The following is a 13,153-nucleotide window of genomic DNA, read 5'->3' as shown; positions in this document are numbered from 1 at the left end:
GGTTTTCCCCTGGAACGATCTTGGAACGTTTTTTTGTGTCCTATGAGTCCTCACCAGTCCCTACCAGTCCCTATGGTAAAAACACACAGAACCCCAAATTTATTGTAAATCAAGGGTTCTGTGTGTTTTTATTCAGCCTGAAAAATGGCTCGAGGCAGATTTGAACTGCCGACCTTGGGCTTATGAGTCCTCAGTCCTTAAAAATAGAATCCTTTCTAGGTAAAGGTTTGGGGAGAATTAATTTTTCCTTGGAACAATCTTGGAACGATTTTGGGAGTTTCGCCGCCACAGTGGGAACTACTCCCCTCTGAAAAATCCGACTATGATTTGAGCAAAGTTTGGATTCGTTTTGTGAGAAGAGAATACCGAAAAGAAGTAGGCATCATGCTGGCGGAAATAATTCCCATAGGCTTGTTTTCTTATCTGGCGGCCTTTCATGTTGGTTATTTGGCGGAAACAGATGAGATTGCTGCTATTGCCGCTTTGATTGTGTGGGTTGTCCTGGTTCGCGCGATCATCAAGGCGGCTTTGCCACGATTTGGGTCGGCCTGGGCTGTATATAGAAGACAGGCTGCTTATGGGAAATTTTGGGTTGTTCTCATGGGAACTTTTTTGGTATCCGTTACATTCTCCCTTCCTATTTGGGTTGACTTGATTTTATTGTTTTGTGCCCCTATTCCTTTGTTTTATTGGGATACCTCCCAGCGATATTCGGAATTTTCCCCTCAAGAAATTCGGCGCTTAAAATCAATCAGTTACAAGGATTTAACCCAATAAAAAAAGGCGATCGCCAAAAATGCGATCGCCTAATCCTACTCATCAATAGGAGAGACAAAAATTAGGTGAGGAAGTTAACCAGGGATTCTAGTGGGGCCAATCTCAGCCATTCCCCGAATCGCCGATTACTTTCCCCACGGTACTCAGCACAAACCATGTGTTTATTACTGTTCACAAACTGAGAGATCGCCCCTCCCAACGTGGGGGTACCAGGAGGCGTGATGCCTGCAAAAAATGCAGACTTATAATCCGCCAAAGGGATCATCATGCTGGCACTGATAAACCGTTTTTTCCCGGTGTTATTCTCGATAATCGTTTCGTCCTCATCCCCTACCGCAAAGTCTGCGATTAAGTGACGTGGAGTGAGGTCTGCAACTTGACGGCAAGATTTGCGTGCTACTTCAAGGAAATCCTCTTCAACAGGCTTAGTCATCCGTCGCCAATCGTTGTTATCGACAATGGGAGGGCGAATAACCCGATTATTAGAATCGGTCATAGAGGCGACTTTCCCGCGTAGAAGGATGATATCCCCAGGCGTACCGCTATCCGCTAAATCAGCCGCATAGTTGTAAGTCCAAGTATATTGGGCGTTTTTCACGTTTGGATCGTCATCTCGAAGCCCTGACCACCGTTCTCCCACAGAGAGGGACGGCTGTTTGGTGCCTAGGGTCTTTCGCCAAATAGCAAGGGCATCTAGCCAATGCTCCCCAATTAATTCGATGTTAACCACTTGCATACCAGACTTAAACACTAAGTCTTGGGCGATTGCCTTAGCGATGGCGGCACAACCTTCTCGCCGGGGCGCGATCAATCGGATGGATTCCCCATTGGTCATGGTGAAAACTAACTTTCGCGGTTCCCAGTATTTCGGCTTGTAAGTGCTGGGAATGCTTTTATCCTGTACATTCTGATCAACATCCGTTTCTAGGGTGTTGTTTTCAGTAGCATTCCGTTGGTCAATGCTAAAAATTTGTGCCCCTAACTTTTGGAGTACATCCACCATTTCGTTGTCTGTAAGGAAGCTGGGGATTCCGCATCGTCCCTTTACTACTGGGATGGGTGTACCCCAATCGACTCGATAGAGCTTATCTCCGGAAAAATCGATAGGCCCAATAAAATTATCAGCTTGATTTTGGTAAAAGCCATAACTGGCTACTCTGCTCGGCATAATTCCCCCTAAGAGAAAAATCTAAAAAATTTACTTTGGGGGAATTACTCCCCCTCCCTTGGTTAAGCGGGGAATTCAACAGATGCGGCGCTAGCCTTGACCACAGCAGAGATTTGGTAACTCTGATTGTAAGTATCGATGCCAGAACCAACCGGGTTGGATTTGACCACGCCAAAGTTTTGAGGTGCTACGGTGGCATCAGCGGCAATAGCAGCCAATTGAGCCGAAACAGCAGTCTCTACCAAGTTACGCACAACTTCACGGCCGTCGCCCGTGGTGGCATTGGCTTCAACGGCGCTTAAGCCAGCAAGGGAGGCAAGGGGAATAAAGATCCCCTGGGAAGGGGCCGGATCGGTTGCTTCTAAAAGCTCGTAATCTGCGAAATAATCAGTAGGTAAGGGAGTTGTATTAGCTGCAAAAGCCATGGTAATTACCTCAAAAGAAGGATTCAGTTGCACTACAATCCTGGCTCAATCAGTGGTGAAAAGTGCCTTTTTGCCTCTAGATCTGAGTGGTTGACTATAATAGATGATCACAAAATGACAGCATTTAACCAAGGCCGTGATAAAACCCGCGCTTTACCCCCTTTTACCTTTGGAGGGGAGAATACCGATCAACCATGGGTACTGGCTACCAAATACGAAAAAGACAATTTTCTAACCCGTGCCAATCTCCGCACCAAAATCAAAAATAAGGAGCTATGGGCATTCCGTCACAAAAACAGAATTTACGTTAAAGAGTGCCCGCAATGCCTAGATTGCCTAGAGCTAGAACGGGCTAAATTTGGCTGCAAGGATGACCCCAATGATCGGAGTTGGAATACTCCCTAAAAGTTACTGGCACAACGGATTATTATCTGGAGGGCACTCAGGGCAACTAGGATCATTCGGGCAAGGAACAAAATCCCTAGAATGCCACCGCTTCAAGCATTCCCCTGTATCCACATTAAATAAAGCAGCCTGTATAATCTTAAATTTTCCAATTGCAGGTGTGCGCTTTTGTTGGGTTCTTTTATTGAAGCCAAAAACAGGAGCAATCCCTTGAGCCGCAAATTCTGTCAAATTATAGAGTCTGCGTAAATCGCATTTTGCTTTTCGTTCATTCTCGAAGTATCCAGAAATCAGCTTATTTTTAGAATTAATACCCTCTGGACTTACCCAAAAATAGTTGGGCCCACGGTTCCATTCGATACATTTAAGGGTTGCCAAGCTGATATCTGTTCTGGCCCTTGGCAGCTCATAAGCATAAGTTGTGATATTAGATCGCCGTCTAGGAAAAGTGGGCTCTGTCACGTCCATCATTCGGAAAGTCAAATAAATTCCGCTGACAAGGTGGCTGACCTCATCAAAAGTGTTTACGTTCCAATCAGCATTAGCCTCAATCTTGCAAAAATCAGCCTTAATTTCCGCCAGATAATTCAGAATTTGATTGTTCAATTCTTGGAAATAATCCATCCCCTTAAGCTGACGGATTGAATAGATCGGTGGCGTATAGGCTAAATCGCATTGGGCCGCGTCTTTTGCAGCAAAACAATCCACAATCGAGTAGTCATGTTCTGGCTCTTTCAACCAGGGGCAAAGTGCCAGTTTTAGATCCGCCAATTGCTGGCCCACTTTTTCCACAGCATCCGCTATCCCGAAAAAGCCTTGTCCCCCATACTGGTAGACCGTGGGAGGCTCATCGACTCCACAACCCGGATCAAGCCACTGGCCGATCAACTCAGGGTAAACAATTTCCTGTGGTTCCGGAATTTCCGGGCATGGCGGGCACGGATCAGGACAATCTGGGGTGATCGTCACAATCTGAGGGACGATTTTAGTCACAGTATTTGTCACCGGGAACGGCGTAGGTACTTGCACCTTTTCGATCCGTGTCGTGGTGATCGTATTGGTCACGGGGTAGGGAGTCGGAACATTCACCGGGTAGGGAGTAGGGATTTTAATAGGAGTAGGAACAGGGACTTTTACGATCACCGGGCGATCCACGGGATACGGGGCCGGAACCTTAACTATTGTGCCTGTGCAATCTCTTCTCCTAATTTCTGTGATGATGCTTGTATATTGGCTTTGATTCAATTCTGTGACCCTCTTGGTGATCCGAGACTCTAGGCCGGGGATAGCATCTAGGGCTTTCTGGGCTTTTTGGTTAGCTTGGGAGATGTCCGCTTTTAAATCTGCCCTCAGTCTGGACAGCTCCTTAGCAACGTCATCAAGTTCTGTTCTTAATTGGTCGATCCGATTTTTAGCGGTTTTCTGAACATTTAAAATCAGCCGACCATTTAAATCGTCCCCCCGATCCACATAGTCATACAAATCATTCCTGATTTTTCTTACTTCATTAGCTAAGGAGAGTACAGGGGCAAGTAAAGCCACCGTAGCCCCCAATGCCGCCAATGCTACTTTTAAAGAAACTACCGTAGCGGCGGTTGCGGCGGCGGTAGTTCCGGCGGCGGTTGCTGTGCTTAGGGCATTATTGGCGTTCTTGTTGGCCCGTTCTGCAATCCGTTTAATTTTGCCGTTCTCAATTAAAATATCCGCTTTTGTAGCATCTATTGTCTTTTCTACTCTGGATATCTTACCCCCCAAGTCACTCGACAATCCATTTAGGGCTTGTCTGATATCTACAGCTTCTTTTAGCCCATAGCCGATCTGAATCCCCCCAATAGAAAGACCCCCAATAATCAAGGCTAACTCGCCACTATTGCTTTTCAAGCTAGAGAGCAATCTATCAACAAAATTTTTGTCATTCTCATCAAGCCTTGATACTGTTTTTTCCAAGGCTGATATCCGAGCATTTTGATTTTGAACAGCTCCCAAAATTGCGCTTAATTTTGAATTCAATCCCCCACAATTACAAGCCATTTCCTAACCTCTCAATCTATTTAAAATCTGATTCGCTTTATCGCAAGCTTGGGGGCATATTTCATCCTCAAAAGGGGCAACAGGGGGGCATTCTGGATAGGTCAATATTTGCGTTTTTCCGTCTGTGTAGGTGATAGCTAAGTTGCACTCATTCCCAAGAACTCTTACTAACGGTGTAACCCCTGTTTGCCTGACTGAAGTTTGCCCTGTGTTAGTTAAGACTTTAGGAAAAGTTTTTGTCTCAAAAAAAGCGTAAGCATTAATACAGGTATCTAGTGTCCTGCGATTACTCCCATATCTCCTTTGATACCAAAGTTTTGTCCCACTGCATCGACTATCGTTATTACCTGCTACATAACTCCAGATACTTTGATTAAGGGTATTTGCTTGTGTTACTTGTTCCCAATTAATTACAGGGTCAGGGGGAGGACTACCTATTTGAGATGTCCCAAAACTCGGATTAGACCAACTACTAGCGGTTAGAGTTCTTATTGATTTAATGTACTGACACTTACTTGCGCCACTAGACCAGTGTGCTCGATATAAGGAAAATTCCCACATCCCTCCTACAACGTGATCGACAAATTGATAGGTTTCCCCAGTCAAAACATCAATATCCCCACCGCCCCAGTTGACCTCAATCCCCGATCCACCTTGTTGTTGTGTTGAGAAGGATTGAATGTCAGTCCTCCCGATAAATAATTGCCCATTAATTAATAATTTACTTGCCATTTTTGGCATATCCTCCGGCGACGGGGACGCCTATCAAAATGCAGCTTGTCCAAAATAACGGGGTCAGCCTTTCTTCTGGGATTTCAGGATGCCAGACGGTTGCTTTTATCCAGATATAACCACAATAAAACCCGGCAAGCATTGGCAAAAATAGGAGCAAATAATAGGCGATATCTGCTGTTTGAAGGCCTTCTTTTGAGAAGGCTATTTTGAATAATTTATCTTTGTCTGATTCACTCATTTTTAATAGCCTCAGAACTTGGGAGAAATGTTCTAGCCCAAGTGATGGGGCCAATAATGCCATCAACATCTAGTCCCCATTTTTGCTGCAATTCTCGACAGGCTTTTTCTGATTCAGGGCCGTAAACACCGTCGATCTCGATTGCTAGCCTCCAAAAATTAACCTGCTTTTGCCAGGCCCAAATATCAGAGCCAGCCATAAAAGGTTTTCTCAAGCGGATCAATCGGTGATAAGTATATTTTTCGGTTGCAATTTCTGCTGGGATTGGGCGATAAAAGCCGCGACATACGCCAACAGAGCGCGATCGCCTTTGCACCATGCCTCCATTAGCATTGCTGGCTGCTGAGGTGTTGCCCTCGATAGAGCTAAATTTTGCCCCGCTTACCGATTCCACTATCCCGATGTGAACTGCCAACCGATTGCCAAAATGGAACAACGCCAAATCTCCGGCCCGTGGGGACTTATGCCATTGCCCGACCCGCCGCGCATACCCTTCGATGTAGGGGCAATAGGCCGCGCCGCTGGGAGCGCCGTCCTGCATTTTCGGCAAAGGAAAACCCGCCTGCTCAAAAATCCAACTGGTGAACATCGCGCACCACGGATTCCCATCCATCCCGTACCAGCGCCCATACTTAGTTCGGTTTGAGCCTGGGGGGTTTTCCCGGTAGCCAATTTCTCCACGGGCTACTTTTAAAATCTCTTCAATCATGGCGACCTTCCAAATTTTCAATATTGATTCGGGTCAGACCTGCTAAATAATTAAGCTGCCGTTCCATACGGTCTAGCCTTGCGTCGGTTAGTTCAGTGAGATGATCCAGTTTTCCCCAAACGGCATTTAATTGGCGGTGGATCTCCCCAAGGTCAGCATCTATCTCATCAGGGAGATCCTTTAGCAGGTGAAAGTGCTTGTAAATGTTCAGGCCCGCTCGAACGGCTCCCCAAACAGTAGCGATGAGAATGGTCAGGTTAACTAGGAGTTGGGTTAAATCGTTCATTCCTGTCCTAGTCGTTGTCGTTGACGGCATTGGATGGGCTGAAATTCGTGCTGGGGCTGAATTTGTAGTATTGAAGGATCGAAGTGCGCTTAAAGATTTGCGTTTCTGTAATCGGGGCCCCATTCGCGTCGGTCTGTCCTGAATCACGATCAACAATTCCCTGGGATTCAAATACAGTATTCGCGGTATCAGCCCAGACCGGGCAATCAAGATCCGTCTGTTTGTCGCTGAGTTGGGCGATCAGCTCGTCAAATAGTGCTGTCTCGACTAATTCGGCGCGGTCTGCGTTGAGGGCCAGGGCCGCCGGGATTTTGGTGATCGCCGGGTCGGTGCAGTCGAGGGTAATGCTGGCGACATCGCCTGTTACGTCATCATATTCGAAGGTCAAGCCTGCGATATTGTCTGAGATTCCTGTCTGAATAGCCATGTGGTTCAAAATTACTGGTAACTAAATACCAATAATAGCCCTGTTTTTCGAGAAATCGTAAAAGAGTAGACAACTGTCTACTTTGTCTACTGTTTGGCTGAAACGCAGTCAAGACATGGCTCAGAAAAAGTAGACATTCTGTCTATTTTCTGTCTACTTGTCTACTGTTTTCGGGGTTTTCTAAAGGTTTGGTTAACTTGACTTAACCTACTCTTAACTTTATGGCAAAAACAGTAGACAAATAGACAAAGAGTAGACACCTTTGTCTACTGCTGTGATTCAGTCTGGGCAAGGCTTTCAAGCAAACAGTAGACAAAATAGACAAACGTCTACTCTTCCGCGTCTACTGTTTATTTTTAGGAGATTTTGTATCAAGAAGATACAAAAAAAAGAGGCGATCGCCTCTCGCTGGTAATCGCCCGTGACTCCATTTAATTTTCCAGATGTACTGGATAGAGGTCTCTCACTAATTCTTCAAGAGAGCAGTCCAGTGCCCGACAAAGCTTCCACATCTGCATAGGGTCAAGCTTTGGCGCAGAATTTTTCCTGATGTAGTCATTCAAAGAAGACTTGCTGACACCAATTTCTTTCGCTAACCACCGCTGAGAAATATTCTTTTTCTTAAGAATTTCTCCCATATCCACATAGGTCTGTTGACGGTTGCTTTCTTGCATACTATATTCAGGGTGTCCGGTTTTCCGGACACTCGGAAGGGCTTAAATATTGAACTGGGTTTGTGCATTTTCCAGTCCCTATATTTTAGCCCTTCACCCCTCAACCAGTCGCTATCAGTGCATTTGAACCACCCTGGTTTTGACTCGTTGAACCCACACGCTAATAAAAAACCCCCGGTGCAACGGGGGTTTTACTAACTCAAATTAATACAAAAATACCATGAAATTACTTTCATTGGGTACGACTTTCATCGTACCGGAACACATTATTTTTGTCCGAGATAGGGGTGACCTTTTGCAGCTTTGGTTTAGCTCCCCCTTCATTGATGAAAACGCCGTAGAGCTTATTGGCTATCAGGCCGAAGCAATGCGGCGTTATTTGCATTTACAAGTTTGTTCCCAATTCACCGAGATTTTGGAGAAGGCAAAGAATGATTCCCAACCAAAGATTGATCAACCAGCGCAACATGGCCCAAGTGCTTCGGGAAATGGCACGCCTCAACATCAGAAGCCTGAATCTTCTCGAAAGCCTACTAAGTCGCGTCCCTCTAACTCCCGACCTAAGAATCGCAAAGATTCAAGTAAAGGCTGATCTGGCTTTGGCGATTCGTTTGGAGGCAATGTCTACCCGTGCGATCGCCTTTTACCAATCAGAGCTTGATCAAGCCTCTTGCACAGACAACAACTCAGGTATTGCCTTGTGAATATTGAAGATGTTATCGGCCTATTGGATGGGGCGATTTATCGCTACCAGCTCTCCCCTGGGGACAACGAGGCCGAAAAACTGGATAAGGCGATCGCCATTGCGACGGAAACCCTAGAAGGTCTGGAATTAGCAGGGAAACCAGAAACCCTTAACCACCGTTCCCAGCTTTCTTCTCTCCTAAAAACCGTCGCCACCAGTCCGGCGATCTCCAAGGAAATCCTTCCATCCGCTCCCAAGAAAAAAGCAAAGACCAAGACAGGGGCTAAAGCCTCGATCGATTCCAACCAACTAGAGTCCGAAATCAACCAGCTCGTTGAAAATCGCTCTACCCTCTCCAAATCAGAAACGGAGGTAATCCTTAAAAACCTCGCCGACCGCGCCGATCTTCACCCCATCAAAATTGATTCCCTCTACCGGGGGAAACTACGCCAACGGGTCACCGAAGAATTACAGGCGATCGCCCAAAAGAATCTCCATGGCACAGAGCTAGAAATCGAGCTTCAGCGCGTCAAGGATGAATCAAACCTTCCCAAGCGTGAACTCGATAAACTCTATGGCCTGACCGTCAAGGAAGTAGAGGAAAACGAGTCCTGGCAAGAAGAAACCCATGAGCTTGCCCATTACATCAAGCTTTCCGGTATTGATCTAAACCTTGATTTTCTCCCTGACCCCCTCGCCAATGCGATCAACCGCGTGGCCTATCTCCTAGGGGTGAAGCCCGCCGCTTGCTTTACCACGCTTCTGGTCGGGTTATCTTCTGTCGTCAATGCCAAAACGCGCTTGCATCTTGCCCCAGAGCAGCACTTTAGCGAATCAGCCAATCTCTTTGGCGGCATCGTTGGTGAAGGCTCTTCCCGTAAATCCGCAATCCTGAGCATTTTTGTTTTAGAACCTCTAAATCAGCTTCAGATGAATCTAGACAAACTGCGGGAACGGGAAATGCTCGACTACGAAGAAAATTTGCAGGAATTTCACCGCCTACGCAAAGAAATTAACCATTGCAAGGAGACTGAAACCCGCGAAGCCCTTGAAAAAGGATTTCACCAGATGTACCCCGAAGGCGAGCCCAGGGAACCGAAAAAAGATACCCTCACCTACTTTGTCACCAGCGGGAACAGTGCCGGGTTTAATAACCAGTTCGCCCGGTTCCCCAACAAAACCATCCTCTATGTCTATGACGAACTGAAGCACCTTTTCTCAGGCATCGAGGGCGATGGGGTGATCAGTCTCACCAGGGCTGAACTGTTGGCCTATTATTCCGGTTCCGTCGCCCGTGACCTCCGCTCTGAGGGGGTGATCCGAAAAACCAATAAAGCCCTGTTGTCAGTCTTTGGGGCGATCCAACCCAAGGTACTGCTCGAACTCATGGGCACCTGCGAGGATGAGGATGGAATGTGGTCTCGGTTTATCTGGGTACATCAACCCAAAAACCCAAAGCGATTGCATTCCAATAATGGACAATCCATGGTGAAACGTCTGTTGATTGGGCTTTATAGCTGGTTCAATACCCTCCATCAACAGGATTTTTATTTAGATGCTGCTGGGTGGGAATATTTTCGCCAACAGCACGACGAAATCGAACGGAAATCCGCCGAAGACAAGCTTTTGGCCATGAGTGCCTACTACTCGAAATCCATTGGCCGGATCGCCCGGATCGCGATCATCCTCCACCATTTGCACCATTATTTCGATTGGTTTGCCTCCATGGGAGAAGAACTAAATTCCCAGGGGGACTGGAATGACCTGGTGCCTCTCCCAAACCCGCCAGAATCGACAATCCCCAAGGCGCGATTGGAAGAAGCCACGAAGTTGGTCGCCTTCTACTGCAACCAAGTCCGCAAATTTTTAGCGGATGCTCCAGAGGAAGGGATCGGCAACTCCCTAAAGGCGATCGTTAACCTTTCCCGGCAACGGCAAGAAAACCTAGGAGACGGATGGATCACTGCCTCCATGGTCAAACGCTATAACCGCAATTTTCGCAACGCTTCCCCCCAGGAAATCCGCGCCAAGTTTGAACAGCTTAGAAATCTTGGCTTTGGTCACACCGAGGGGGGCGGCTCAAAACTTAAATTCTGCTTTTTAGGAGACGCATGATGGTTGAACTGCCTTATCGGATTCCGTTTGGTGAATATTTCATCGAAATCACCAGAAATAAGGGTTTTTATCACTGGAGCATTAATGCCTCTCTTGACAATGAGTGCGTCGCTTTCGGGAATAACCACAGCATTGAATTGGCCGCCAGTGATGCCTTCAAAGATTTAAACGACCTAACCGATTACCTAGACGACATAGGAGAGTTTTGATGATTGCACTGCCCTTTGAAATTGGCTATGGGAATTTCACTGTTCGCATTTCCCAGGGGAAATACTCCTATCGCTGGGAAATCCTCTCTCTTGAGAAGAAAGTCCTTCTCGATTTTGGCCACGAAGAAAGAACAGAGCGGGCCATTGCTGAAGCCTTTGATGTTCTCGACGAAATTATCAATTCCAGCAGCTTAATGGGTTGATCCGAGAGATGGAAGCAGAAGAGCGCAAGAGACGGAACCAGGAAATCACGTTGGAGGACATTTTTTAATGAGCAAATGGATTACCACTGCTGAGATGGCCCAAGCCCTTGGCATCTCCACAAAGCACCTGCACCGCCTAAGGCAGTCGCGGCGATTCCCGAAGAAAGGCTATTGGCGCGATATCTCGACTCCCGATAGCCGCCCGGACTACCGCTGGAACAAGCCGAAAATCCTTGCTCTTTTCGATGGGGAATAGCCATGAAACGAATCACTGTGATCATGCAAATCAAATTAACTGGCACCGAAAAACCCCGATATCTCCATGGGGAATGTGCCCAACGGTATGCCATTGGGGAATGTATTCACCTGCTCCAGCAATGGCGATCGCAAAATCCGAAGCTCCAGGGGGAAGTGGAAAATTTGAGCTTCTTTATTAAATCCTCTACCCCAGAGCAGCCCACTGTTCACACCCCATTAAGCCTGTTCTGATTTTTTTAAATTGGAAGGCCCTTATTCACCCTTTCAGGAATGAGAACTATGCCAGCACTGAGCTTTAAAAAGCAATTTGCCGACCTGGTAGCGGAAGGCAAAAAAAATCACACCATCAGGGCAAAACGGAAGCTCCCTATAAAGGAGGGGGACACGCTCTATCTTTACTGTGCCCAACGGTCAACGCAGGGATACAGGATCGGCAAATCCGTTTGCACGAAGATTCAGCCGATTGAGATATGGCTGACGAGCATCACCAAAATCGAAATCTTTTTGGATGGGAAGATAGTCCCCCCAACAAAGGCCCAACAACTAGCTAAAGATGATGGATTTCCCGACCTTACAAGCCTTAGGGGGTTTTTCTTTCCCTCTCCCAAAGATGGGATTTTGCCCCCTCACTTTATTGGGGATCTAATTCATTGGAAACCACTAAATTGGTTCTAAGCATTCAAACAGTAGACAGAGTAGACACGCGTCTACTCTTTTTCGTTTTTGGGCAAAATTGGCGGTTTTGGCCTGTTGGGATTTTTCAGATAGAGATCAAAAGCTTTCTGGTGAGTATCGCGCTTAATCCAGTGATGATAGGTCTCATTGTGAACGGCGATCGCATGGCCCATTTGCGCGGCTGCCAAGGATTGATCGATGGCCCCAATCGTTCGCACGGCCCAACAATGTCTCAAGGAGTAGGGAGGAAAATCTAAATATTTCCCCAGGGCTTTGGTTACGGCCTGACCATAGCCCTGATTGTCTTTTCGGTTAACTTCTGGCAATGTCCCCTCCCTCATTTTGAAATCCTCTAACCATTCTGGATAGAACGGATAAACGTATCGCTCCCCTGTTTTTCCCCTGGAAACCCAGAGCAACGGATAATCCTTTAGATCACAATGGAAAACTTCATGGTTTCTTAGGCCATAGATAGCCATCAGCCCAAAGACAAAGGCCCATTGCTTATCTGCCTCATAAATTCGCTGCCATGCCAGGGCGATCGCCTTATCCGTCGGTAAGTCTCTGGGGGATAACCGCTTAATCCCATAGTCCCCCTTTAATTTTCTGAGCTTCCCCCCATTCAGCCCCGCAACATCGGCCAAGGCTCCACAGGCTAGAGCAAAGCGGCGACGGTTTCTAGTGTTAGACTCCGACTCCAAAAGGATTTTCTCTAAAACCCCCAGGCTTGCGACTTCCTCTAGGTGCCCACGAAATACCCGTGCATATTCATGGTCAAAGGTGCGCGGGGATATCCCATCTCGATCAATTTTTTGCGATCGCAACTGTTCCAGATAGTCCCCAATGGTTTCTGGCTCTTGATGGTCAGAATAAGCTTTCCAGGAAAATTCCCCACAGGCCAATAGTCCCCCCACCTTTTTCGCTTCCTTTTCCGCCGCCGCTACCCCCTCATAGTTGGCGTAGGTCTTTAAGGCTAGCCATTGGGGGCGAGGCTTCCCTTCTCCGTTCTTTGGGGGGAGAGTGCCCCGCAGATATAGCCGCTCCCCCCTGCGATAAATTTTGATGCCGATCTTGGCTGCCTTCAGTCGGTTATTGGCTGTGGTGATCTTTTTATCGATCTGATTCTCACCCAT

The 13,153-nt window shown here is 47.0% G+C and carries 18 protein-coding genes; 8 read left to right on the top strand and 10 right to left on the bottom strand.

Annotated elements, in window-relative coordinates; genetic code table 11:
• The first annotated feature begins 270 nt into the window (after positions 1-270).
• Complete coding sequence (locus tag AWQ24_RS14740; RefSeq protein ID WP_157096892.1) at positions 271-777, top strand: hypothetical protein; 507 nt, start codon at positions 271-273, stop codon at positions 775-777.
• 61 nt (positions 778-838) lie between these two features.
• On the opposite strand, the gene AWQ24_RS14735 is transcribed toward AWQ24_RS14740, so the two are convergent.
• The 9 genes from AWQ24_RS14735 to AWQ24_RS14690 form a co-directional block, all read right to left on the bottom strand.
• Positions 839-1,945, bottom strand: a complete 1,107-nt coding sequence (locus AWQ24_RS14735; protein WP_065717432.1) for a hypothetical protein — start codon at positions 1,943-1,945, stop codon at positions 839-841.
• Positions 1,946-2,007: 62 nt separating this feature from the next.
• The gene (locus AWQ24_RS14730; RefSeq protein ID WP_065717431.1) at positions 2,008-2,370 is read right to left on the bottom strand and encodes a hypothetical protein; all 363 of its coding nucleotides are present in this window, start codon (positions 2,368-2,370) and stop codon (positions 2,008-2,010) included.
• Between the two features lie 408 nt (positions 2,371-2,778).
• Positions 2,779-4,806: a hypothetical protein gene (locus tag AWQ24_RS14720; protein ID WP_065717429.1), complete on the bottom strand. Its 2,028-nt coding sequence runs from the start codon at positions 4,804-4,806 to the stop codon at positions 2,779-2,781.
• A gap of 3 nt (positions 4,807-4,809) precedes the next feature.
• Positions 4,810-5,538: a hypothetical protein gene (locus AWQ24_RS14715; RefSeq protein WP_065717428.1), complete on the bottom strand. Its 729-nt coding sequence runs from the start codon at positions 5,536-5,538 to the stop codon at positions 4,810-4,812.
• The gene (locus tag AWQ24_RS14710) at positions 5,528-5,779 is read right to left on the bottom strand and encodes a hypothetical protein (RefSeq protein ID WP_065717427.1); all 252 of its coding nucleotides are present in this window, start codon (positions 5,777-5,779) and stop codon (positions 5,528-5,530) included. The genes AWQ24_RS14715 and AWQ24_RS14710 overlap by 11 nt, the downstream gene beginning before the upstream one ends.
• Positions 5,772-6,488, bottom strand: coding sequence for a CHAP domain-containing protein (locus tag AWQ24_RS14705; protein WP_065717426.1), 717 nt, complete (start codon positions 6,486-6,488; stop codon positions 5,772-5,774). Before AWQ24_RS14705 ends, AWQ24_RS14710 begins: the two co-directional genes overlap by 8 nt.
• Complete coding sequence (locus AWQ24_RS14700) at positions 6,481-6,774, bottom strand: hypothetical protein (RefSeq protein ID WP_065717425.1); 294 nt, start codon at positions 6,772-6,774, stop codon at positions 6,481-6,483. The genes AWQ24_RS14705 and AWQ24_RS14700 overlap by 8 nt, the downstream gene beginning before the upstream one ends.
• A gap of 7 nt (positions 6,775-6,781) precedes the next feature.
• On the bottom strand, positions 6,782-7,201 hold the full coding sequence (locus AWQ24_RS14695) for a hypothetical protein (RefSeq protein WP_065717424.1): 420 nt from the start codon (positions 7,199-7,201) through the stop codon (positions 6,782-6,784).
• Between the two features lie 431 nt (positions 7,202-7,632).
• Entirely contained in the window at positions 7,633-7,875 is a 243-nt protein-coding gene (locus tag AWQ24_RS14690) for a helix-turn-helix transcriptional regulator (protein WP_065717423.1), read from the bottom strand.
• A 431-nt stretch (positions 7,876-8,306) separates the two neighbouring features.
• Here AWQ24_RS14690 and AWQ24_RS14685 point away from each other — a divergent pair, with 431 nt between their 5' ends.
• From AWQ24_RS14685 to AWQ24_RS14655, 7 genes are all read left to right on the top strand, one after another.
• Positions 8,307-8,579: a hypothetical protein gene (locus AWQ24_RS14685; protein ID WP_065717422.1), complete on the top strand. Its 273-nt coding sequence runs from the start codon at positions 8,307-8,309 to the stop codon at positions 8,577-8,579.
• Positions 8,576-10,675, top strand: a complete 2,100-nt coding sequence (locus AWQ24_RS14680) for a DUF3987 domain-containing protein (protein WP_065717421.1) — start codon at positions 8,576-8,578, stop codon at positions 10,673-10,675. The genes AWQ24_RS14685 and AWQ24_RS14680 overlap by 4 nt, the downstream gene beginning before the upstream one ends.
• A complete protein-coding gene (locus AWQ24_RS14675) occupies positions 10,672-10,884 on the top strand; it encodes a hypothetical protein (protein ID WP_065717420.1) in 213 nt (70 codons plus the stop codon). Before AWQ24_RS14680 ends, AWQ24_RS14675 begins: the two co-directional genes overlap by 4 nt.
• Positions 10,884-11,087, top strand: coding sequence for a hypothetical protein (locus AWQ24_RS14670; protein WP_065717419.1), 204 nt, complete (start codon positions 10,884-10,886; stop codon positions 11,085-11,087). The genes AWQ24_RS14675 and AWQ24_RS14670 overlap by 1 nt, the downstream gene beginning before the upstream one ends.
• A gap of 67 nt (positions 11,088-11,154) precedes the next feature.
• Positions 11,155-11,343: a helix-turn-helix domain-containing protein gene (locus AWQ24_RS14665; protein WP_065717418.1), complete on the top strand. Its 189-nt coding sequence runs from the start codon at positions 11,155-11,157 to the stop codon at positions 11,341-11,343.
• Positions 11,344-11,345: 2 nt separating this feature from the next.
• A complete protein-coding gene (locus AWQ24_RS14660; RefSeq protein WP_065717417.1) occupies positions 11,346-11,576 on the top strand; it encodes a hypothetical protein in 231 nt (76 codons plus the stop codon).
• 48 nt (positions 11,577-11,624) lie between these two features.
• Complete coding sequence (locus tag AWQ24_RS14655) at positions 11,625-12,020, top strand: ASCH domain-containing protein (RefSeq protein ID WP_065717416.1); 396 nt, start codon at positions 11,625-11,627, stop codon at positions 12,018-12,020.
• 32 nt (positions 12,021-12,052) lie between these two features.
• On the opposite strand, the gene AWQ24_RS14650 is transcribed toward AWQ24_RS14655, so the two are convergent.
• Entirely contained in the window at positions 12,053-13,153 is a 1,101-nt protein-coding gene (locus AWQ24_RS14650) for a hypothetical protein (protein ID WP_065717415.1), read from the bottom strand.

The sequence above is a fragment of the Picosynechococcus sp. PCC 8807 genome (assembly GCF_001693295.1).
GTDB lineage: Bacteria > Cyanobacteriota > Cyanobacteriia > Cyanobacteriales > MRBY01 > MRBY01.
This window is presented reverse-complemented; position numbering and strand designations above follow the sequence as displayed.